Source organism: Streptomyces sp. NPDC043685, assembly GCF_056436585.1.
Genome location: NZ_JBWKCH010000004.1, coordinates 219,152 through 240,192 on the forward strand (window position 1 = coordinate 219,152; position 21,041 = coordinate 240,192).

At 72.3% G+C, this 21,041-nt stretch carries 19 protein-coding genes; 6 read left to right on the forward strand and 13 right to left on the reverse strand.

Translation table 11 applies throughout. From position 1 onward, the window contains the following. Window positions 1–67: 67 nt before the first annotated feature. The 7 genes from fbaA to AC0665_RS14465 all read right to left on the reverse strand — a co-directional run bounded on the left by fbaA (window position 68) and on the right by AC0665_RS14465 (window position 7,095). On the reverse strand, window positions 68–1,090 hold the full coding sequence (gene fbaA / locus AC0665_RS14435) for a class II fructose-bisphosphate aldolase (RefSeq protein WP_468408456.1): 1,023 nt from the start codon (window positions 1,088–1,090) through the stop codon (window positions 68–70). Between the two features lie 148 nt (window positions 1,091–1,238). Continuing rightward, on the reverse strand, window positions 1,239–1,787 hold the full coding sequence (gene pyrE, locus AC0665_RS14440) for an orotate phosphoribosyltransferase (protein WP_184848200.1): 549 nt from the start codon (window positions 1,785–1,787) through the stop codon (window positions 1,239–1,241). A gap of 10 nt (window positions 1,788–1,797) precedes the next feature. After that, window positions 1,798–2,586, reverse strand: a complete 789-nt coding sequence (locus AC0665_RS14445) for an aldose epimerase family protein (RefSeq protein WP_468634901.1) — start codon at window positions 2,584–2,586, stop codon at window positions 1,798–1,800. An 89-nt stretch (window positions 2,587–2,675) separates the two neighbouring features. After that, on the reverse strand, window positions 2,676–3,719 hold the full coding sequence (locus AC0665_RS14450) for an SRPBCC domain-containing protein (protein ID WP_478705098.1): 1,044 nt from the start codon (window positions 3,717–3,719) through the stop codon (window positions 2,676–2,678). A gap of 111 nt (window positions 3,720–3,830) precedes the next feature. Continuing rightward, window positions 3,831–5,495, reverse strand: a complete 1,665-nt coding sequence (locus AC0665_RS14455; protein WP_478705099.1) for a polyamine aminopropyltransferase — start codon at window positions 5,493–5,495, stop codon at window positions 3,831–3,833. A 189-nt stretch (window positions 5,496–5,684) separates the two neighbouring features. Then, window positions 5,685–6,212: a DUF2617 family protein gene (locus AC0665_RS14460; RefSeq protein ID WP_468408448.1), complete on the reverse strand. Its 528-nt coding sequence runs from the start codon at window positions 6,210–6,212 to the stop codon at window positions 5,685–5,687. Between the two features lie 556 nt (window positions 6,213–6,768). Continuing rightward, window positions 6,769–7,095 (reverse strand): hypothetical protein, encoded by a 327-nt coding sequence (locus tag AC0665_RS14465; RefSeq protein ID WP_478603345.1) that lies wholly within the window; start codon window positions 7,093–7,095, stop codon window positions 6,769–6,771. Window positions 7,096–7,222: 127 nt separating this feature from the next. Here AC0665_RS14465 and AC0665_RS14470 point away from each other — a divergent pair, with 127 nt between their 5' ends. The 5 genes from AC0665_RS14470 (at window position 7,223) to AC0665_RS14490 (ending at window position 12,459) form a co-directional block, all read left to right on the forward strand. Then, entirely contained in the window at window positions 7,223–8,410 is a 1,188-nt protein-coding gene (locus tag AC0665_RS14470; protein WP_363117490.1) for a pyridoxal phosphate-dependent aminotransferase, read from the forward strand. Between the two features lie 158 nt (window positions 8,411–8,568). Then, complete coding sequence (locus AC0665_RS14475; protein ID WP_478705100.1) at window positions 8,569–9,138, forward strand: hypothetical protein; 570 nt, start codon at window positions 8,569–8,571, stop codon at window positions 9,136–9,138. 17 nt (window positions 9,139–9,155) lie between these two features. Next, entirely contained in the window at window positions 9,156–10,445 is a 1,290-nt protein-coding gene (locus AC0665_RS14480) for a peptidoglycan-binding protein (protein ID WP_478705101.1), read from the forward strand. Then, entirely contained in the window at window positions 10,442–11,152 is a 711-nt protein-coding gene (locus AC0665_RS14485; protein ID WP_478705102.1) for an ABC transporter ATP-binding protein, read from the forward strand. Before AC0665_RS14480 ends, AC0665_RS14485 begins: the two co-directional genes overlap by 4 nt. Next, window positions 11,149–12,459, forward strand: coding sequence for an ABC transporter permease (locus AC0665_RS14490; protein WP_478705103.1), 1,311 nt, complete (start codon window positions 11,149–11,151; stop codon window positions 12,457–12,459). Before AC0665_RS14485 ends, AC0665_RS14490 begins: the two co-directional genes overlap by 4 nt. Before the next feature lie 114 nt (window positions 12,460–12,573). Here the strand turns inward: AC0665_RS14490 and AC0665_RS14495 are convergent, their stop codons facing one another. Further along, window positions 12,574–12,933, reverse strand: coding sequence for a hypothetical protein (locus AC0665_RS14495; protein ID WP_033310122.1), 360 nt, complete (start codon window positions 12,931–12,933; stop codon window positions 12,574–12,576). A 302-nt stretch (window positions 12,934–13,235) separates the two neighbouring features. On the opposite strand from AC0665_RS14495, the gene AC0665_RS14500 reads away from it, so the two are divergent. Continuing rightward, window positions 13,236–14,873, forward strand: a complete 1,638-nt coding sequence (locus tag AC0665_RS14500) for an ATP-binding protein (RefSeq protein ID WP_468408438.1) — start codon at window positions 13,236–13,238, stop codon at window positions 14,871–14,873. A gap of 9 nt (window positions 14,874–14,882) precedes the next feature. Here AC0665_RS14500 and AC0665_RS14505 read toward each other — a convergent pair whose 3' ends face one another. The 5 genes from AC0665_RS14505 to AC0665_RS14525 form a co-directional block, all read right to left on the reverse strand. Continuing rightward, window positions 14,883–15,602, reverse strand: a complete 720-nt coding sequence (locus tag AC0665_RS14505; RefSeq protein WP_468408436.1) for a response regulator transcription factor — start codon at window positions 15,600–15,602, stop codon at window positions 14,883–14,885. Between the two features lie 182 nt (window positions 15,603–15,784). Beyond that, window positions 15,785–16,660 (reverse strand): hypothetical protein, encoded by an 876-nt coding sequence (locus AC0665_RS14510; RefSeq protein ID WP_478705104.1) that lies wholly within the window; start codon window positions 16,658–16,660, stop codon window positions 15,785–15,787. A gap of 667 nt (window positions 16,661–17,327) precedes the next feature. Next, complete coding sequence (locus AC0665_RS14515) at window positions 17,328–17,855, reverse strand: YbjN domain-containing protein (protein WP_351636630.1); 528 nt, start codon at window positions 17,853–17,855, stop codon at window positions 17,328–17,330. 195 nt (window positions 17,856–18,050) lie between these two features. Beyond that, window positions 18,051–20,330 carry an ABC transporter permease family protein gene (locus AC0665_RS14520; protein WP_478508310.1) on the reverse strand — a complete coding sequence of 760 codons (2,280 nt, stop codon included), beginning with the start codon at window positions 20,328–20,330 and terminating at the stop codon, window positions 18,051–18,053. Beyond that, complete coding sequence (locus AC0665_RS14525) at window positions 20,327–21,019, reverse strand: ABC transporter ATP-binding protein (protein ID WP_468408430.1); 693 nt, start codon at window positions 21,017–21,019, stop codon at window positions 20,327–20,329. Before AC0665_RS14525 ends, AC0665_RS14520 begins: the two co-directional genes overlap by 4 nt. Between the last annotated feature and the right edge of the window lie 22 nt (window positions 21,020–21,041).

A 21,041-nucleotide genomic window follows, 5' to 3' on the forward strand; every position in this document is an offset into this window, starting at 1 on the left:
CATAGGAGCACACGGACGAGCCCGGCACCTCAGAAGGTGCCGGGCTCGACGCGAGCGGGACCGGGACTTACTTGATCTTCGTACCGGTCGAGCGCAGGTGGCCGCAGGCCTCGACCACGCGGGCGGCCATGGAGGCCTCGGCCAGCTTGCCCCAGGTGCGCGGGTCGTAGGTCTTCTTGTTGCCGACCTCGCCGTCGACCTTCAGGACACCGTCGTAGTTGCGGAACATGTGGTCCGCGACCGGACGCGTGAACGCGTACTGGGTGTCGGTGTCGATGTTCATCTTCACGACGCCGTTCTCCAGCGCGGTGCGGATCTCCTCCTCCGTGGAGCCGGAGCCGCCGTGGAAGACGAAGTCGAACGGGGAGCCCTTGCCGAACTTGGCGGCGACGCCCTCGTTCAGCTCCTTGAGCAGCTCGGGACGGAGCACGACGTTGCCCGGCTTGTACACGCCGTGCACATTGCCGAAGGACGCGGCGAGCAGGTAGCGGCCCTTCTCGCCCAGGCCGAGGGCCTCGGCGGTGCGGATCGCGTCGTCGACCGTGGTGTAGAGGGAGTCGTTGATCTCGTGGGTGACGCCGTCCTCCTCGCCACCGGTCGGGGTGATCTCCACCTCGAGGATGATCTTCGCGGCACGGGCCTGCTCCAGCAGCTCCTGCGCGATGGAGAGGTTGTCGGCGAGGGTCTCGGCCGAGCCGTCCCACATGTGCGACTGGAACAGCGGGTTCAGACCGGCCTCGACGCGCTTCTGGGAGAGCGCCAGCAGCGGACGTACGTACCCGTCGAGCTTGTCCTTGGGGCAGTGGTCGGTGTGCAGCGCGATGTTCACCGGGTACTTCTCGGCGACGATGTGCGCGAACTCGGCCAGGGCGACCGCGCCGGTCACCATGTCCTTGCTGTACTGACCGCCCAGGAACTCGGCGCCACCCGTGGAGATCTGGACGATGCCGTCGCTCTCCGCCTCAGCGAAACCGCGCAGGGCCGCGTGCAGGGTCTGGGTGGAGGTCACGTTGATGGCCGGGTAGGCGAACTTTCCTGCCTTCGCCCGGTCCAGCATCTCGTTGTAGACCTCGGGAGTTGCGATGGGCATGCGTCCGCTCCTTGTATCTGCGGGTTGACGTACTGCTGTGTCTAACGGCCCTGACCTAGACCTTGGGGTGCGACGTCATCGTCGGCCCCATCTTTCCAGACTTGGCCGGAAGGTCCAGGCCACCGTCCACGCCCTGGTCAGTACCCGGTCAGTCGAGGCCCAGCTCGTCCTTGGAGAAGGCGAAGAGGTACGGCACCCCGGCCCCCTCCTGGATCTTCTCGGCGGCGCCGGTCGCCCGGTCGACGATGGTGGCGACGGCGACGACCTCGGCCCCGGCCTCGCGCACGGCCTCGACGGCGGTCAGCGGGGAGCCGCCGGTGGTGGAGGTGTCCTCGACCACCAGCACGCGGCGGCCCGCGATGTCCGGGCCCTCGACACGGCGCTGCAGACCGTGCGCCTTGGCGGCCTTGCGCACGACGAAGGCGTCCAGGCGCTTCCCGCGCGCGGCGGCCGCGTGCAGCATGGCGGCGGCGACCGGGTCGGCGCCCATGGTGAGCCCGCCGACGGCGTCGAAGTCCAGCTCGGCGGTCAGGTCCAGCAGCACCTGACCGACCAGCGGGGCGGCCTCGCCGTCCAGGGTGATGCGGCGCAGGTCGACGTAGTAGTCGGCCTCCAGACCCGACGACAGGGTCACTTTGCCGTGCACCACGGCCTTGTCCTTGATCTGCTGAAGCAGCGCGCCACGCGTGTCCGTCATGGCGCCCAGCTTAGAGGCGGCGCCAGCTCCAGGTCGTGGCGGCCTCCAGCGGCTCCAGCGGCGTGACCAGGCGCGGCAGGGTGTTGAGCCCGTTGGGCGGGCCGGTCTGCGGCTCCACGCACACGGCCTCCCGCTGCTCGTCGTAGACGACGACCCACTCCTCGCGGCTGGTCACCTTCAGCTCCAGCTGCCCGGGCCAGGTCAGGGTCACGTCGACGCCGCCGGGCATGCCGAAGCAGTCGTCCCAGGGGCCGGGCCGCGGGTCGAGGCGGTTGCCGGTGGGCAGGTGGTCGTCGCCGCGCTCCTCCTGCCAGGCGGGGGCGAAGTCGACGGTGACGTCCTCGCCGCCGAGGTTCCGGTTGAACCAGGGGTGCCAGCCGATCTGCGCCGGGAAGGACGACTGGTACGTCTCGACGGACATGGTCAGCGTCAGCGCGTCCTCGGTGAGGGACACCATCTGGGTGACGAGGCCCGGGTGGGGCCAGGGGTCGGCCAGCTCGCAGGTGAGGACGGCCTCGGCCGTGCTCGTGCGGGCGGTCCGCCAGGCGCCGTCGCGGACGGTGCCGTGGATGGCGTTCGGCGGGGCGTTGAGGGGCATCTGCCGCACCTCGGCACCGTCCAGGAACCGTCCGTCCCGGATCCGTCCGCACCACGGCACCATCGGGAAGCACCCGAACCGCTCACCCTGGCGAAGCAGTTCGACGCCGCCGATCCGCAGCCCTCCGACCCGGCCGCCGTTGCCCGGCTGCACGGTCACCTCCGCGTCACCCGCGGTCAGCGTGATGTCTTCGTCACTCACGGGACGACCCTACTGCGGTGATCAAGAGGGCCTCACGGGATGCGGGGTGCTTCGGCCACGCCCACCCGGCGCGGTCGGCCGCCGAACGCTCAGCGGCGTCTGCGCAGGGCCCGGACCGCCACGACGGCCGACGCCAGTGCCAGCGCCGCCGCGGGGGCCGCCCAGCGCAGCGGGCCAGGGGGCGAGACGGTCTGCGGCGCGGGCACGGGGGCGTACCGGCCGCGCGGGGGCGCGTGGTCCACCTCCTCGGCGCTGCGTCCGATCATGGTCCGCCGGGCGTGCGCCGCCTCGGCGATGTCCTCGTCGTCCTCGTCGTCCGCCGCGTCCTCGTCGCCCGTGGGGCCGAGAGGGGAGGACGGGACCTCGGCGCCGAAGGCGGAGGAACGTCCGGGGGTGGAGGCCGGAGGCTCATCGGTGGAACCGGGGTCGGCGGGGGCCGGCGGTTCATTGGTGGAACCGGGGTCGGCGGAGGCCGGGGACTCCTCCGTGGAACCGGGGTCGGCAGGGGCCGGCGGTTGATTGGTGGAACCGGCGTCCGCGGAGGCCGGAGGTCCCTGCGTGGAACCGGCGCCCGGAGCCGCAGGCCCCTCCGCGGAACCGGCGTCGCCCGCAGCCGCAGACCCCTCCGTGGAACCGGCGTCGGCGGGGGGCTGCGTCCCGGTTCCCGTGTGGGGCCCGGCCGGAGGCCGCCGCGCCGCGTCGTCCTGGTCCGTGGCCGCCGCGGCCAGGTGCTCCGCGAAACGGTTCAGCAGCCGGGTGACCGCCCCCTCCACCGCGTCCGCCGGGAGGTCCTTGATCCGGCCGTCCGCGGAGGCGGTGCCGCCGTACACGACGGTGCAGCCGTCCTGCGCCGCCCGCAGCGCGATCCGCAGGGCGAGCTTGACCGAGCCGCTGCCGCGCGCCTCCTCGGCCTCGCCCTCGACGGCGTACACGTCGTCCCCGCGCCGGAGCACCCGTACGGCACCCCGGTAGGTGACGGAATGGCTGCCGACCCGGATCTTCAGCCGCCCGGCGACGGGCTCGGCGCCGGCGTCCTGCTGGAGCCCGGGAACAGCCCGGGCGACCCGCGCGGGGTCGTCCAGCACCTCTCTCAGCCGCTCCGCCGGAACCGGAACGAACACCTCGTGCTCCATGTCGACGGACTCTACCCAGCGGAGCCCGGAACGCACCCCCGCCTGCGGGATTCACGCCCGATCCACCCCCGCCAGGCGTATCCTCCCGGCCCACCCGTCCGGCCCGGCCGTTCAGTAGCGCGGATGCACCAGCGTCGACGCGGGCAGCCCCCCGATCCGCGTCGCCCGCGCAGCGCGCTCCCCCGCCGCCAGCGACGCCCGGGTGAGGACGCTCGGCCGGGGACCGTCCGGGTCGAGCCGCGGTCGCGGGTCCGTGCGCCCGGCCAGGACGAAACCCCAGTCCCGAGGCGCCAGGGAACGGTCGGCGGGGGTGCGGTCGGGACCGGCGAAACCGGTGCGGCGGCCGCCCGTGCCGTACGGGGCGGTGTCGAACCCGGCCGCGCGCAGCGTCGCCTCGACCGTCCAGTACACCCGGGGCGCGGCCGCGACCGGCCCGGCGTGCACCACGAGCCGTCCGCCGGGGGCGAGTGCGCGCCGGGCGAGGCCGTAGAACTCCTGCGAGTACAGCTTGGTGCTCGCCGTGATGCCCGGGTCCGGCAGGTCCGAGACGACGACGTCGTATCTCGCCCCGTGCCCCGCCCCCTTCGCCCCGCGCAGCCGGCCGAAGACGTCCTCGGTCGTCACCCGTACGCGCGGGTCGCCGAACGCGTGCCGGTTGAGGGCGGACAGGGCCGGGTCGGTGCGGGCCAGCCGGACCACCTCCGCGTCGAGTGCGACGACGTCGACCCGCTCCACTCCGGGGTGGCGCAGCACCTCGCGGGTGGCCAGGCCGTCGCCGCCGCCGAGGATCAGCACGCGTGCGTGCGGCCCGCTCATCGCGGGGTGGACGAGGGCCTCGTGGTAACGCCGTTCGTCGCGTTCGCTGACCCGCAGCCTGCCGTCGAGGAACAGGTCGAGGGGCCTGCCGTCCGTGCCGCCGGTGAGGACGATCTCCTGTACGTCGCTCTGGAGCGCCACGCGGATGTCCCCGCCGTACACCGCCTGCCGGGCGGCCTGTTCGAAGTCGTCGACGAGGACGGCCGCCGAGGCGAGGACCGCGAGGACGAGGGCGTTGCCGAGCAGCAGCAGCCACCGGGCGCGCCGGGTCAGGTCCCGGCGGAACAGGCCGAGCACCAGCGCACCGCCGACGACCGCGTTGACCGCGCCGGTGAGCAGCGCGCCGGTCAACTGCCCCAGGAACGGCAGGAGAAGGAAGGGGAAGGCGAGACCGCCGACGAGGGCTCCGACGTAGTCGGCGGCGAACAGGTCGGCGACCGCGCCCCCCGCGTCCTGGCGGCGGATCCGCTGGATCAGCTCCATCAGCAGCGGGACCTCGGCGCCGATGAGCAGGCCGGTGGCCAGGGAGAAGGCGACGAGCAGGCAGCGCGGCCCGCTGGCCCACACCCCGCCCCAGTCGCCGGTCCAGGCGAACACGGCGTACAGGGCCATCGCGCTGCACCCGCCGACGAGCGCGAGGATGGCCTCGACCGCGCCGAAGGCGGCCGCGGCGAGCCGGCGCAGCCGCTTCGCGGCGAGGGATCCGATGCCCATCGCGAAGACCATGACGGACAGCACGACGGATGCCTGGGTGACGGAGTCGCCCATCAAGTACGAGGCGAGCGCGACGAGTTCCAGTTCGTACACGAGTCCGCAGGCCGCACAGACGAACACGCCGGCGAGGACCAGGAACCGTCCGGTGCCGGGCCGGACGGGCAGTCGCGCCGGTCCGCCGGGGCCGCCCGGCGCGCTCCAGGACGGCGGGCAACCGGGCGGGGCGGGCGCTTGCGGCTCGATCACGCTGCGACGTTACGTCACGCCTCGACTGCGGTTCGTCACCCACACGTGTGGTGCTGGTTTACAGGGGCCGGGCGTCGGTGCGAGATGTGGTCGGCCGCCTGCGGTTCGGTCGGCCGTGCGGCCGTCGATCGCACGTCGGTCGGCCGCACGTCGGTCGACCACGCGACGGTCGGCCGCGCGACGGTCGGGTCAGAGGGCGAGGACGGTCGCCGGCACGCGCACGCCCACTCTCGTGCGGGTCGCCACCAACTGCCCCTCCTGCGGGTAGGCGTGCCAGGTCCGCCAGTGCACCTGCCCCTCGTGGTGCTGCGCCAGCAGGGCCGTGAAGGCGTGCGGGCTGCCGGGGAAGACACCGGCGAGACCGTGCGGATGGTCGGAGACGAGGGCCAGCAACTCCTGGGCGCGGCCCGCGAAGGAGCCCGGGGACAGCACCTCGACCCGGGCCGCGAACTCGTACTCCCAGTCGCCCACCCGCTTGGCGACACCGAGCGGCAGCGGTGTGCTGCTGCCCGCGATGCACGCCACCGTCTCCGAGCACACGCCCCGCTCCTCCTCCAGCAGGACCTGGTGGGACGCGCCGAGGAGCCGCAACTGCAGTTTGGTGCCCGCCAGTTCGAGGTCGAGGGTGGCCAGTGCGGGAAGCGGCTCACGCCCCAGGGCCCAGGCGAGATCGGTCGCGCGCGTGTCGGTATAGGAGGTGTTCAGCGTCGTGAGCATGGATCGGCTCCACAAGCACACAAGGAGAGGGAGATGGGTCCGCTGCGCCCCGGTCGCACCGGGGGATGCCGGCCCGTTTCAAACCGGTCGGCCGGTTTCAGGAAGGTGTCCGCAAGACGTCCGAGGGGCTGCGTGGTGAGGTAGAGGGAATCATGAACGGCGGCGTCGCCACAGCGTTTTTACCCAAGTACGTAGGGTTTCCATCCCTCAGAGGGCTCCACAGCTCACCTGTTCAACTACGGCGTGCGCCGGTGCCGGGGAGGCGTGCGCCGGTGCGCTGTGGCCCGCGCCCGGCGTCGTGACGGACCGGAGCCCGCGCTGCCGTCCGACCCCCTGACGGACGGTCGGCCGCGAACAGTTGCCGACGTCGCGTCCTCCCGCGCCGAGTTGTCCTACAGGCATGGGGCGTCACCAGGGCCCCGTCGAGGCCGTCCGACGGACATTCGATCGATGATCCGTCCGAGAAGCCCCGGACATGACAACGCGGGGCCCGCCCCAGGTGCGGACCCCGCGTTCGATGGCTGCGGCTTCCCGTCGTGAGGACAGCCGACTTCAGTCAGCTGCCTCCGCCGCCGCAGCCACCGCCGCCCCCGCAGGACGACCCGCCTCCGCAGGACGAGCCGCCACCGCAGGACGAGGAGGAGCCGCCGCAGGAGTGACCCCCGTGGTGCCCGCCGTGGTGTCCACCGCCGCCGGACGAACCGGAGGAGCCGGAGTCTCCCCCGCCGGCCCACCAGCTGTTGTGGCTGCTGCCGCCGCTCGACCCGGTGGACGCCCACGCCCCGCGCCGCGTCGTCCGTCCGGAAGAGCCCCTGCGGGCCTTGGAGACCAGCGCCCCCACCAGGACGACTCCGACCACCGCCAGGATGATGCCGACGATCATGGCGTCACCCTCCTTTCGTTCCCCCGAAGCGGCCCCCCGTGGGCGCCTCGCTCTTGCGTGAGGCGGTGATGCCCTCCCCGCTCACGGCCCAACACAGAGTTGAGGAACTCCAGAGCTTCGGCGCAGGATGGCCGGCATGACCTCCAGCGCGCGCCCCCTCCTCAACCGCCGGCTCGCCGAGTTCGGGACGACGATCTTCGCCGAGATGTCCGCCCTGGCGCTGAGCACCGGCGCCATCAACCTCGGGCAGGGCTTCCCCGACACCGACGGCCCGGAGGAGATCCGGGAGGCCGCCGTACGGGCCCTGCGGGACGGCCGCGGCAACCAGTACCCGCCGGGGCCCGGCGTCCCCGAGCTGCGCACCGCCGTCACCGCCCACCAGCGGCGCCGCTACGGCCTGGCCTACGACCCGGACACGGAGGTCCTGGTCACCGCAGGCGCCACGGAGGCCATCGCCGCCGCCCTGCTGGCCCTGGTGGAGCCCGGCGACGAGGTGATCGCCCTCGAGCCGTACTACGACTCCTACGCGGCGTGCATCGCGATGGCGGGCGGGCGCCGGGTGCCGGTCACGCTGCGCGCGGACGTCGAGGAGGGCCGCTTCCGTCTCGACCTGGACGAGCTGCGCGACGCCGTCACCGACCGCACCCGGCTGCTGCTGATCAACACCCCGCACAACCCGACCGGCACCGTCCTCACCCGTGAGGAGCTGGCCGCGATCGCCGAGCTGGCGGTGGAGCGGGACCTGCTGGTGGTGACGGACGAGGTGTACGAGCACCTGGTCTTCGACGACGCCGAGCACCTGCCGCTGGCGACGTTCCCGGGGATGCGCGAGCGCACGGTCACCATCTCCAGCAGCGGCAAGACCTTTTCCTTCACCGGCTGGAAGGTCGGCTGGATCACGGCGGCCCCGGAGCTGGTCACGGCCGTGCGCTCGGCGAAGCAGTACCTGACGTACGTCTCGGCGGGCCCCTTCCAGTACGCGATCGCCGAGGCGCTCGCCCTGCCGGACAGCTACTTCGCCTCCTTCCGCGAGGACATGCTGGCCAAGCGGGACCTGCTGTCGAAGGGCCTCGCGGAGGCGGGCTTCAAGGTGTTCCGGCCCGCGGGCACCTACTTCGTCACCACCGACATCCGCCCCCTCGGCGAGTCCGACGGTTTCGCCTTCTGCCGGGCGCTGCCGGAGCGCGCGGGCGTGGTCGCGATCCCGAACGCCGTCTTCTACGACCACCGTGAGGCGGGCGCGCCCTTCGTGCGGTTCGCCTTCTGCAAGCAGACCGGGGTGCTCCAGGAGGCCGTGAAGCGCCTGAAGTCGTGACTCGGGCCGCGGAGGGCCGCACCCGCAAGCGGCCGGAACCAGGAGCTGCGCCCGCATGATCGGATGACAGGTTCTTCAAAGGTTTTTCACGACCTCCTGCCTACGGTCGGGATGCCCGCCGCACCCGCGGTCGGGTCCGACAGGAGGCAGGAGAACCAATGAGGACGAACCGGGTGCTGATGGCCGTGGTGTCCGCGTCGGTCATGGCGATCACCCTCGTCGGCTGCGGCGGCGACGGCGACACCCCGAAGGTCCCCACGGCCGACGGCGGCAAGACGTCCGGCAAGACGTCCACGCCGGGCGGCGGCGACGACGTGGCCGCGTATGTGAGCGCCCAGCGCGAGTGGGTGAAGTGTCTGCGGGACAACGGCGTGGACGCCCCCGACCCCGACGCCAAGGGGCAGGTCGACTTCGGCGACACCGCGGCGCTGAAGAAGGACACGAAGTTCCTGAACGCCTCCGAGAAGTGCGCCACGCTCAAGGCGGCCGTCCCCGAGAGCCTCGAGAACGCGAGCCAGCCCAAGCTCACCCCCGAGCAGATCAAGGTCAAGCGCGACTACGCCGACTGCATGCAGAAGAACGGCGCCCCCGACTTCCCCGACCCCGGTCCCGACGGGACCGCGCAGGGCTCCGAGTGGGACCAGACGTCGGCGGGAGCCAAGCGTGCCACCCGTGTCTGCGCTCCGATCATCGGTGACCCGGTGGACCAGCCCGAGGGCAAGGGCTGACGATGACGGAGGCGGTCATGCAGACCGATCACGAGCGCGGGGCGGCTCCCGCGCCGCCGCCGCGCGGACGGCGCGGCCGGCGTACGGTCCTGGTGACCTCGGCTTTGGCCGTCGTGGCGGCGGTCGCCGTGGTCGGTGCGCTGGGCCTCGGCGGAGGCGACGCGCAGGACGGCTCCTCCGCCCCGCCCCGCTCACACTCCACCGTCCCGGTCACCCGGGCCACGCTGACCGAACGCACCACGGTGGACGGCCAGTTGGGCTACGGCACGGAGATACCGCTGCCGGTCAAGGCGACGGGCACCGTGACCTGGCTCCCCAGGGAGAGCGGGACGGTGAAGCGCGGCGGCACTCTGCTGCGCGTCGACGACCGGCCGGTGGTGCTGCTGTACGGGACGCTGCCGATGTACCGGGATCTGGGCCTGACCGCGGACACCCGGCAAGGCACCCGGCAGGGCACCCGGCAGGACGCCGGGACCGAGGGGGACGCCCGGGGCAAGGCCGACCAGGGCACGGCCGACCAGGGCGCCGCGGGCGCCGCCTCCGGCGCCCCGGCTCCCTCCGGATCGCCGACGCCGGGTGGTGCCGGGGTCGGAGGGACGGGGGGCACTCTGCGCGGGATGGACGTCCTGCAGTTCGAGAGCAATCTCGCCGCTCTCGGCTACACCGGCTTCACGGTCGACGAGGAGTTCACCGACCTCACCGCCCGCGCGGTCAAGCGCTGGCAGAAAGACCTCGGGCTTCCCCGGACCGGCACGGTCGGCGTCGGGGACGTCGTCTACTCCACCGGCACGGTGCGGATCGGCCACGCGGGTGTCCGGCTCGGCTCGGCGGTCACCGAGGACGTCCTCACCTACACCGGTACGTCTCGGAAGGTCGTCGTCAACGCTTCGGCGGCGGAGGACTCCTGGGCCGTGCGGGGTGCCGCCGTCACGATCGGGCTGCCCGACGGGAAATCGGTGAAGGGCGAGGTGGCCTCGGTGGGGAAGAAGGCGACCGCTCCCGAGGAGGGAGGCGGGGAGGGTGGATCCGGGACACCGACGGTTCCGGTGACCATCACCATCAAGGACCAGGAATCCGTGGGGAGGCTGGAGAGCGCGCCGGTCACCGTCGAGTACGTGGGGCGGGAACGGGCGGACGTCCTCACCGTCCCGGTCGCCGCGCTGGTCGCCCTTGCCGAGGGCGGCCACGGCCTGGAGACCGCGGACGGCCGGTTCGTCGCGGTGAAGACCGGACTCTTCGCGGACGGCCGGGTGGAAGTGAGCGGAAGCGCGGTTCGCGAGGGCATGAAGGTGAGGATCCCCGAGTGAGCGGAGCGTCGACGGTCGTGGAGTTCGACGCGGTCTCCAAGACGTATCCCGGTGGTGTGGCGGCGGTACGGGACGTGAGCTTAAGCATCGGGCGGGGCGAACTCGTCGCGGTCGTCGGCCCGTCGGGCTCGGGCAAGTCCAGCATGCTGAACCTCATGGGCAGCCTCGACCGGCCCTCCGCCGGGCGGGTGCTGGTCGACGGCCACGACGTGGCGAAGCTGACGGACCGTGAGGTGTCGGCGCTGCGGGCCACCCGGATCGGCTTCGTCTTCCAGCAGTTCCATCTGGCGGTGGGCGTCCCGGTCCTGGACTCGGTGGCCGACGGGCTGCTCTACGCCGGGGTGCCGCTGCGCCGCCGCCGGGCCAGGGCGGCGGTGGCACTGGAACGGGTCGGCCTCAGCCACCGCGTCCACCACCTCCCGCACCAGCTGTCCGGCGGCGAGCGCCAGCGGGTGGCGGTGGCCCGGGCGGTGATCGGCGAACCGGCCGTCCTGCTGGCGGACGAGCCGACCGGCAACCTGGACTCCGCTTCCGGGGAGGCCGTACTCGGTCTGCTGCGCGAGCTGCACGCCGCCGGGACCACGGTCGTGATCATCACCCACGACCGGGAGATCGCGGCCGGGCTGCCCCGCCGTATCGAGATGCGCGACGGCCGCGTGGTGGCGGACACCGCGACCGCGGACGCACCGGACGAGGCGGTCCGATGACCGACGGCACGACGAACGGCCTGCCCATGGACGACGCCCCACCCACCATGCCGTCCGGCACCCGCGGGGACACCGGACGTGACCGCGGACGGGCGAGCGGTGCCGTCGGTGGCACGGGCGGCCGGCTGCGGGCCGCCCGACTCGGTCCCCGGGACGTCGTACGGCTCGGTGGGACCGGGCTGCGGACTCGCCCCCTGCGGGTCTTCCTCTCCGCGCTCGGGATCGCGATCGGCGTCGCCGCCATGATCGCGGTGGTCGGGATCTCCGGCTCCGGCCGGTCGGAGGTGGACCGCCGGCTCGACGCGCTCGGCACCAATCTGCTGCGGGTCGCCCCCGGCGACACGCTCGACGGCACCGAGGCCAAGCTGCCCCACGAGGCCGTCGCGATGATCGGCCGCGTCCCGCCCGTGCAGCAGGTCGCCGCCACCGGCGCGACCGACGCACACGTCTACCGCAACGAGCACATCGCCATCGGACGCACCGGCTCCCTGGAGGTCCTCGCGGCCGACAGGCACCTGCTCCCGGCCGTCGGCGGCCACGTCCGCCGGGGCCGCTGGCTGGATTCCGCGACCGAGGAGTACCCGGCGGTCGTCCTCGGCTCCACGGCGGCGGGGCGGCTCGACGTGTACGCGCCGGGGACCCGGGTCTGGCTCGGCGGCCGCTGGTTCTCCCTCGTCGGCGTCCTCGATCCCATACCGCTCGCGCCGGAGCTCGACAGCGCGGCACTGGTCGGCTGGCCGGCGGCCCGGACGTACCTGCGCTTCGACGGCCATCCGTCGACGGTCTACGTCCGCGCCGAGGACAGCCAGGTCGCGGAGGTACGGGCCGTGCTGCCCGCCACGGCGTACCCGGAGAAACCGGGCCAGGTCCGCGTCTCCCGGCCCTCCGACGCGCTCGCCGCCCGCGAGGCCACCGAGTCGGCGCTGACCGGGCTGCTGCTCGGCCTCGGCGGCGTGGCCCTGCTCGTCGGTGGCGTGGGGGTCGGCAACACGATGGTCATCTCGGTCCTGGAGCGGCGCCCGGAGATCGGCCTGCGCCGGGCGCTGGGGGCGACCCGCGGCCAGATCCGGACCCAGTTCGTGACGGAGTCGCTGCTGCTGTCGCTCATCGGCGGCCTCGGCGGGACGGTGCTGGGGACCGTGATCACGGCGGCCTACGCCCTCAGCCGCGGCTGGCCGACGGTCGTCCCGGCCTGGGCGAGTGCGGCGGGGATCGGCTGCACCCTCGTCATCGGCATGATCGCGGGGCTGTATCCGGCGGTACGGGCGAGCCGGCTGTCGCCGACGGAGGCTCTGTCCGGCTCCTGAAGCCCGCCCGTCGCACGGGTCAGGGGCGGCCTCGACGAGACCGCCCCTGACGCACTATCGGTCCGGCCCGCTCGTCACTCCCGCATCACTCCTGCGGGAGTGCAGGCCGACGTACTAGAAGCCGCAGTACACGAGGCTTCCGCCGTCGCTCAGCAGGTCGTCGCGGACCCAGCCGGACGTACCGGTGGTGTCGTTGCGGAGGTACGTCCAGGTCTCACTGGTGTTGCCGATGCGCGTGTAACAGTGGTAATCGAGGCGGTGGGTGTTGTAGGCGATGCCATTGCTGGCACAGCTCGTGCTGGATCCGCTTCTCTCGTTGGCGCCGTTGGCCGTCCTGTTCCAGGCGCTGCTGTCCATGTCGGACGCGGTCCTGCCGCAGGACGCGGCCGCGGTGGCCGGGGTGGAGAGGGCGAGCGGGACGGCCATGGCCACCGCCGCCAGGGCGGGTACGACAGCCGCGATTCGACGCTTCACTTTTAACCCCCATGAATGCGTTCTCTGTCGGCACTGCTCCCCCAGGCCGTTGAATGACACCTGAGCGAAACAGCGACCACTGCATCAATCGGTGTGCGAGTGGCGTCAGTACGATCACAGCCCAAAAGACACTGAAGAAAGCATTCCGCCCTCAACCGTCCAGTAATTGCCCATGCGAGACCGAAAACACCGGAAGAGGAAATGCGCCATTCCACAGTCCTTACGTCCGGAAGCGCCCTCTTGACGAACATCCGAGTCCCGTGGAACACACACGTCCCGGCGGGTGGGCGGGGTGGCACGCGATGAGCTTCCGGCTCCGGGTACTCGGCCTGCTGATGCTGGTCGCGATGGCCGCCACCGCCGCCACCGCCTGGCTGACCCTGCGTCAGGCGAACCGCCAGGTCCGGGAGAGCGTCACCGCGGGACGGCAGGAGGTCTCCCGGATCACCGGCGACCTGCGCGCGTACGGGTTGGCGCACGGCACCTGGGAGGGCCTCTCACCGACGGTGAGGCGCCTGGCCGAGGACACCGGCCAGCGCATCCGGGTCGCCACCGAGAACGACGTCCTGCTCGCCGATTCCGACGCGCTCCAAGGCCGTGCCCCCCGCCCGGTGAGCGACCAGCCGCCCGTGCTGGTCGACCCGCGTCCCCTGGTGCGGATCCCCGCGGGACAGCCACCGCGGACCTCGATGAAGCTGACGGCGACCGCGATCGCCCAGTACCGGGCCGAAGCCGCGTACGCGGCCTGCCTGACCCGGGCGGGGGCCGAGGTGACGGCACGGCCGGACGACACCGGAGTGCCGCGGGCCGGCACGGAGCACCGGCCGGAACAGTGCGAGGAGCCGAAAGGCGAACCGGACCCGCAGACTCCGAAGGACCTCGCGGTGATCCGGGCATGCGAGTCGGAGCAGCAGTTCATCACCTGCCTGCAACGGGTGTTCAACGAGCGCGTGGGCTCCGCAGCCCCGCCACGCCTGGTGATCCGTCTCGGCGTCCGGGACGAGTCCCCGCCCACCCTGGCCGCGGCACCCACGATGGCCGTCGCGGGCGGCGTCGCCCTCGCCGCCGTGCTCGGCGCCCTGCTCCTGAGCCGGGCGGTGCTGCGCCCGGTCCGTGCCATGACCCTGGCCGCCGGGGGGCTGGGCGAGGGAGACCTGGGGCGCCGGGTCCCCGTCTCCGGCCGGGACGAGATCGCCCAACTCGGCCGCGCCTTCAACCGGATGGCCGAATCCATTCAGGCCGGCGAGCAACGCCAGCGCCGCCTCACCGGTGACATCGCCCATGAGCTGCGCACCCCGCTGGCCAATCTGCGCGGTTATCTGGAGGCCCTGCGGGACGGGGTCGTCGAGCCGACCCCCGAGCTGCTCGACTCCCTCCACGAGGAGGCACTGCTACAGCAGCGGATCGTCGACGACCTGCAGGATCTCGCGCTGGCCGAGGCCGGTGCGCTCACCTACCACCGGGTGCGCGTCGACCTGCGTGAGCTCCTCGAGGCCGCGAGCACCGCTCACCGAGCCCAGGCCGACGCGGCAGGTGTCGCGCTGCGGCTGGAGGCGCCGGGATCTGTGGACGTCATGGCCGACGCCGACCGGCTGCGCCAGGTCGTCGGCAATCTGGTCGGCAACGCGCTGCGGGCCACGGCGCCGGGCGGCACGGTGGCACTGGTCCTGGGACGGCACGGCGATGGTGCGTTGATGCAGGTGCGGGACACCGGAAGCGGGATTCCCGCCGAGGACCTGCCGCATCTCTTCGACCGCTTCTGGCGGGCGGACGCGGCACGGGGCCGCGCCACCGGGGGAAGCGGCCTGGGGCTGTCCATCGCCCGCCAGATCGTGACGGACCACGAGGGGACGATAGAGGTGGAGAGCGCCGTCGGCGTCGGCACGACCTTCACCGTCACCCTCCCCGTCGCCCGGCCGTCGCCGGCCGAGGCCGGCTGAACGGTCCCGTCAGGGGCCCGCGAGCGCTTGGGCCGGCGCCGAGCCTTCCACCAAGCGGTATCCCCGGCCGTACACGGTCTCCAGATGGCGCGGCCGGGCCGGGTCGTCCCCCAGCTTCCGGCGCAGGTTGCGCACATGGGCGTCCACCGTGCGCTCGAGTACGTCGCTGTCGAAGCCGAAGGCGCGCTCGATGATCTGGGCCCGGGTGAACACCCGCCCGGGCTCGCGGGCCAGAGCCTCCAGGATCGAGAACTCCTTGGAGGTCAGCACCACGGGACGGCCCGCCACCCGGACCTCGAATCGGGCGGTGTCCAGTTCGACCGCGCCGACCCGCAGCACCTCGCTCCCGGCCGCGCCGCCTTTCCTGGAGCGCCGCAGCAGCGCCCGTACCCTCGCGGTGAGTTCGCGGGGACTGTAGGGCTTGGTGAGGTAGTCGTCGGCCCCCAGATCGAGGCCGAGGAGCATGTCCTCCTCGGTGCTGCGGGCGGTCAGCAGCAGAATCGGCACCTCGAAGGCCTCGGCACGCAGGATGCGGCATACGTCGAGTCCGTCGACGAGCGGCAGCATCACATCGAGCACGATGAGATCCGGCCCCGTCGAACGCGCCCGTTCCAGCGCGGCCCGGCCGTCGGCCACGACCTGCACCGCGTTGCCTTCCCGTTCCAGATAGATCCGGATGAGACGAGATTGTTTTTCGTCGTCTTCGGCGACCAGAATGCGCGCGCTCAACGCTTCTCCTCAGGAGGCCCTGCACGATGCCAGCACCGTCAATACCAACGCGCCTCCGGAATTTCCTCCTCCGGAATTCCCTCCTCCGAAAATCCCCGGGAGGCCGCGCTCGCTGAACAGTACCGCGAGCCGGGCCGCGCTTCGGTGTGAGTGGTCCACGGGTACACACGCTCACCCCCGGCTCAGCCCGCCGCCCGCAGACGCTCCTCCGCGAGGCGGTCACGGCAGGTGCGGCAGTGTCCGGGCTGCGGGGCGCGGAAGGCTCGCTCGCAGCCGTCGCAGGTCTGGAAGGGCAGAACGGCCGGGCGTTCGACGGTCGGGGGCGACGGGAGCGGAGGCGGCGCCGGCAGCGGCGTTTCCCTGAGCCGGAAGGCCAGGACGCTTGCCGGCCGGGCCCGGAAGCGGTCGGGGAGCCGTACGGTCAGCAGCTCGGTGATCTCCCGCGGCCCGACTCCGGCCGCCAGCCACTCGGTGACGGCCGGTGCCAGGCGGGCGGCCTCCTGCGCCGAGAGGACGAGGCGGGGGTCGACCCGGCGGAGGGAGGCCAGTACGGCGACGGCCTCGGGGGCCGCGTCGGCGAGGGCCGGTGCCGGGCCGCCGGGCTCCTCAGGGGCGGGAGCGGGCGTCGCGGTCCGTCGGGTCTCCGGGACGGTGGGCTGCTTCCGTGGCCGCGGCTTCGGCGGCTCGGGCGGGTCCGGTGGGCCGTCGCCGCCGGGCACGTCGTAGAAGTACGTCCGGGTGCGGACCTGCCCGGTGGGCGTGCGTTCGCGGCGGCGCTCCAGGTATCCGGCCGATTCGAGTTCCCTGAGTGCTCGCGAGATGAGGATCTCGCCCTCGCTGAAGTGCTCGCACAGGGCGGTGATGGTCACCGGGGAGCCGTCGGGCAGGGAGGCGATGTACGCCGCGACGCCGATCGTGACCGCGCTGCCGCGCCGCTGGGCGAGGGCGTTGGAGATCACCGTGAAGTCGGCGGTGAGGCGGGTGCGTACGTGGATCACGCCGGAAGCCGGAGCTCCGGCGTCGGCGCGCAGGCGCGCGTTAGACTGCGGGTCAGCCATCGGGAAGGTACTGCTTCCTGATCGGTCAGGCCCTCGATCGGGATGCCAGTCCCGGCCGGGGGCCGTATCTGTTTGCGGTTGTCGCGGCGAACGTAACGGCCCGTTACCCGCCCCTGCAAGCCGGTCACTCGGACGGGTGACGCCCGCCTTCCGGCGCGGGGAGGGTGGGTGGGCGGGTGGTTCTGTCCCTGGTTCTTTCAGGAGGTCAGTGGCCTGCCGGACCCTCGCGGACAAGGGCCCGGTGAGTCCGGAGGCCGCCTCGGGAACGGTGGGGCCGGGCCCTCAACTCGGCTGTGAAGGCGGCCCGGGAGGCGACGTCGAAGCGCAGCGCTCGGGTTGATCGGGGTAGATCAACCGCGCGCCGCCGCCGATCACCGGGAAGCAGCTCAGCAACAGGGCGAAGCGCGCGAACCTCGCACCGCCCTCCCAGTCGGCTGGAGGCCCCAGGACCAGCCAGAACGCGAGACCCACCCCCGCGATCACCACCGCTACGCCCAGTAACCGGCGCACCTCTTGCTCCCTTGTGTGCGATCTTCAGTCAGCGGTTCACTCTATTCATCGGAGACAGCGGCGCAGGGCTGGGCCCAGCGCGCGAAAAGGCAAACGGCGCGTGCAGCGCGTACCTGTTCGTACGCACCGACGCGCCGCAAAGGGCCGGGCGGGAGGCCTACTCGTCGTCCTCGGGCTTCTCCGCCTCGTTGATCTCCTCTTCGAGGCCGAGCTGCTCGACGAGCCACTTGTCGAACTCGATCGCGGCGCGCACCCAGCTGACCGTCGAGGAGACGAAGTGCTCCAGGCTGACGCCCATGCCGATCAGCATCTGGGCCTCGCCGATCAGGCGGACCGTGCCGTCGTCGTGGGTGTGGCTGTAGACCTTGGGCCACAGGGTGCGGCGGTTCCAGTCGTCGATCGACTCGAGGAGCTGCGGCTTGGCCTCGATCTCGTGGGGCCGGTCGTAGAACGTCCGCACGGAGAAGACCTGCTGGTCTCCCTCTCCTCGGAACATGAAGTAGGTGCGGAACTGCTCCCACGGCGCCGCGAGGTCTCCCTCGTCGTCGACGACGTACTTGAGCTCCATCTGGTCGAGGAGCTGCTTCACGAGGTCCTGATCCGGGACGACGGGGCCGGCCGGTCCGCCGGGCTGCGGCTCGGGCTGGCCCCCGAAGTTCGGAATCGAGGACGGGTCGATGGTCACCGTGAATTTCCCTTCGTACGGATTCCGCCATCCTCCCCCATGCGGGGAGGGGGGTGGCAAGCCCCGACTACCCCGCTAAGCCCATGGCTGACACGATCCGGTCAACCGCGACCCGCGGGGGCCTTCTCACCCGGGCCCGACCCCGGTGCCGAGCAGGCCCACCGGGTGAGGCTCGGGGCGGTCGAGCGCGGGTGATCAGTCGCGGCGGATCAGTTCCGGGTCGATGCGCCGCCCTACGAGCGGGAGTGCGCCGAGGGCGGACACGGCCGCCACGCCCGCCGCCGCGAGCGCGAGCACCGGGACGCCGGCGAAGTCCCAGTAGATCTCGCTGCCCCCGGTGATCAGATAGCAGGACTCGGCGAGCTTGCCCGTCAGGAGCGCCAGTGCGAGCCCGATGCTCAGGGGGAGCACGACCTGTACGCACTGCACGGCTCGCATCGTCCTCGCCCGCGCTCCGACCAGCGTGATGGCGGTGACCTGCGGGCGCCGCTCGACGGCCCGGTCGGTCGCCGAGACGACGAAGGCCGCGGTCCCGATCACCAGACCCATGATCATGCCGACGGCGAGCAGGGTCTCGAGGACGGCGATCTGCTGGAGGCCCTCCACGTTCACGCCGACGGGTTCGACGGCGGTGGTCGGGGCGACGGCGGCGATACCGTCAAGGACCCTGCGGACCTCGTCGTGGTCGGAGCTGCTGGTGAGGACGTACCGCGCCCCCTCCGGTCGGGCCGTGGCGGGCAGTGCCGACGGCGGAATGAGCACATCCGCTCCGTGGACCGCCGACGGGTCGTACGCGCGGTAGGCGATCTGGTCGCGCGGGAGTGTGATGTCCAGGCTCTTGCCGCGACCGCCTTCCGGTATGCGGAAGGTAAGGACGTCGCCCGGGCGCGCGCCCTGACCGGTGCCCGCGTTCGGGTCACTGAGCCGCATCACCTTGCCGTCCACGCAGCCCTCCACATGCCGTACCAGCCTGGTCAGCTGGTCGCAGGTGGCGACGACGGCGCTGGCCCAGGGCTGGTCGGCGGAACCATCGGGGTCGGTCGAGGACTCCATCGTCACGGCGTGCGCGCGTACCCCCGGTACACCGGCGATTTCATGCTGCTGTCGCGGGGTGAGCGAGGACAGGGGGATCGAGTAGTCCTGCACAGGAGCGGACGGCCGGGTGACCTGCTCCAGCTGGATGAGGACGCCCTGGGCGAGGGAGGCGGAGAAGACGAGCAGCACGAGGCCGGTGACGACCCGCATGGTGCTGCCCGGCTCGACCTCGTTGCGGCGCATCGCCAGGTTGAGGGTGAGGGACTGGGTGGTTCGCGCGAGCCGGCGGGCCAGGACGTAGGAGATCAGAGGCAGCGTCAGCACCAGCCCCAGGCCCGTCAGGAGAATGCCCGCCGGCATCAGCAACGCGTTGAGGCCGAGGCTGTCGGCGGGGTGGTCGGTGAAGCCGGTGGCGCAGTAGCCGACCACGATGCCGAGGCCGGTCACCAGGAGCAGGCCGCCCCATTTGGTCGGGTGCTTGGGGGCGGCGGTGCGGCGTACCGCCAGTGGATTGGCGGCGGCATCGCGTGCGCTGGCCCGGCCGACGAACCAGGCGAGGAGCGGGCAGCCGATCAGGCAGACGGCGATGGTCGTCGCGGACAGCGCGCCATCGGCCGGGTACCACCTCAGGCTCGGCAGCCCGGTCCGGGTCATCACTTGGTTGAGGACCCAGTATTCGCCGAGGCCGAGCACCGCGCCGAGCAGGGCCGCGACAACGGTTTCGGCGGCGTTGACCCGCTGGGTGCCCTTGGTGCTCAGGCCCAGCAGACGCAGGGAGGCGAGGCGGCGGTTCCGGCTGGCGGCGGAGAGCCGGGCGCAGACGGAGAGGAAGATGCCGAGGGGGAGCAGGACCAGAGATCCCAGGGCGAAGCGGATGTAGGTCAGGGTCGAGGGTTCGACGGCGGGAAAGGGGGCGTAGCTGTACCCCCAGCCCTTCAGGGCGCGTCCCTCGTCGGCGATCTTGTCGCGTGTCGTGCCGATGTAGGCGAACAGCTCGTCGGGGTGGGCGAGCCCCGTCGCGCCGATCAGACCGCTCTCGTGTCCGGGCAGGAGCCCCTTGACCGCGGGCTGGTCACGCAGCAGGTCGTGTACGCGGGGGGAGACGAACACCTCGCCAGGACCCGGGAGTTCCTTCAGCCCGGGCGGGACCTCATCTGCGTGGCCGGGCCCCTTGGCGATGAACACCCGGGTGAACGCCTTGGAGCCGTAGGGGTCGGTGCGCTGGAGGAGCAGGGTGGAGTCCGCGGGCCGCGCCGAGGTGGTCTGCGGCTGTCGTGCGGCGGCCCGGCCGTCGTGGGCGTCGAGGATCTGCGGGATGGTGAGGACGAGGGCGAGGCAGCACACCCCGAGGGAACCGCCGGCCGCCATGAGGAAGAAACGCACGCGGTTGCCACGGCCGGCACCGAACAGCAGGCGCAGACCGAGCAGGAACTCCCTCACGCCGCCTCCCGGGGCGTGAGGACTCCGTCGGACATCGTGTAGAGGCTGTCGGCCTGCGCGGCGACGGCGGGGTCATGGGTGACCAGGATGACGGCGGTGCCCTGCGAGCGTGCCAGGCCGAGGAACTCCTTCAGTACGGCGGATGCGTTGGCACTGTCCAGGGACCCGGTCGGCTCGTCCGCGAAGACGACGGCCGGGCGGTGGACCAGGGCCCGTGCGACGGCGACGCGCTGGCTCTGGCCGCCCGACACCTGCGACGGGCGGCGCTCCCGCAGTTCTCCGAGTCCCAGCCGGGTGAGAACCTCGCCGGCGGCCTCGAGCGCGGGCCGCTTGCGCTGCCCGGCCAGGCGCAGGGGCAGGGCGGTGTTCTCCTCGATGGTCAGCTCGGGGAGCAGTTCGCCGTACTGGAAGACGAAACCGAAGCGTTCGCGGCGCAGCGCACTGATCTCGTCGTCGCTGAGATCGCCGAGGGTCTTTCCTTCGAACCGCACCTGTCCGCGCGCGGGGGGCAGCACTCCCGCGAGGCAGTACAGCAGCGAGGACTTCCCCGAACCGCTCTGCCCGGTGATGGCCGCGACCTCCCCTCGGGAGATCGAGAGGTGGGCGTCGCTGACAGCCAGTTGCTTGCCGTAACGAAGGTCGACACCCTCGGCCGAGAGAACTTCTGACGTACTGATGGCTTCCCCCAACGAAGCGACCGGGCCCAGGGGG